The following is a 1,259-nucleotide window of genomic DNA, read 5'->3' on the forward strand; positions in this document are numbered from 1 at the left end:
TGCGGCGCCAGCACCTTTTGCACCGTGCCGTCGGCCAGCGTGACGTCCTGTTCCACCAGCCACACGATGTCGCTGCTCAGGGCCGCCATCTGGGCCGGCGTCAGGGCCACACCGGGACGCAGGTTCCACTGCTTCGCATAGGCCACGCCGGCGTCCATCAGGGCCTGGTATTGCTGGTCGTCGCTGCTGTAGTCGCCCAGGAAGCGGCGCCCCGTCAGCTGCGCCACCTGCGCCCGCACCAGCCCCTGTTCGTAGAAGCCGTCGCCGATGCGCTTTTGCGTCACGTCCGGCGCCAGCTGCACGGAGGCCAGCATGTAGTCCGAGCCGCGCCATTCGCGGTAGCCGGCGAAGCGCTGGTCGGTCTCGACCAGGTAGCCGGCCGTGGGCGCGGTGTCGACGGTGTACAGGCTGGCGTTCGGAATGCGCGTGGTGGGCGTGCCGGCGCGCACCTCTTGCGCGCCCCCGGCCGCGTGCGCGCCCTGGGCCTGCTCGATGCGGCCCACGTGCGCCGCGCCGGGAGCGCTGGCCCCCGTGGCGGCCTGGACCGCCACGCTCGCCGAGCCGGTGCGCACAGTGGCGGCAACGGCAAGGGCGGCATGGTCGGGGCCGTGGGCGCCGACGGCGGCGGCAGCTTGCGCGCCGCTGGCCGCGCCGACGTTGGCGGCCCGGCCGGCATTGCCGGTGCGGGCCGTGCCGTCCAGTCCGGCGACCCCGGCGGCGGCGTCCACCTGCCGCGCCGCCACGCCGGCGCCGGCGAACTGCACGTTCACGGCCGTGCCGGCGGGCGGCGCGTCGGGCGCGCCATTGGCCGCCGCCTGGTCGCCCGTCGCCGCCGCCACGCTGGCCGCCTGGCCCGCGTGGCCGGTACGATCGGTGCCGTTCAAGCCGCCGGCACCGGCCGCGGCCGCCGCCTGCTGGCCGCCGGCCGTGCCCACGGCATCAACGCTGGCGCCCGCCTTGACGATGGCCGCCTGCCTGACCGTCGCGCCGGCCCTGCCGGCCGCGCTGGTAGCGCCATTGACGCTGACGGCCACCGCGCCGCCCGGCGCCGCCGCCATCTGGTCGGGGGCGACGTAGCCTTCATGCCGTTCCGCGCTCAGCGTGATCGTTTCGACCGTGTCCGGCGGCGCATAGGCCGTGCTGGCGCTGCCCGTGGCGTCGGTGCCGCTTTGGTGGATGCGCCAGTAATGGGTGGCCGTGCCGCTGTCGCTGGTGATGCGCTGGCCCTGGGTGGCGTCGTTGCTCAGGTTGCCCACGAT

At 75.5% G+C, this 1,259-nt stretch carries 1 pseudogene; it reads right to left on the bottom strand.

Going from position 1 to position 1,259, the window contains the following annotated elements:
- Nucleotides 1-1,259: pseudogene (locus tag AC3WOS_RS28520) on the bottom strand (hypothetical protein); the annotation flags it as partial.

This window comes from Rugamonas sp. FW305-51, assembly GCF_058786935.1.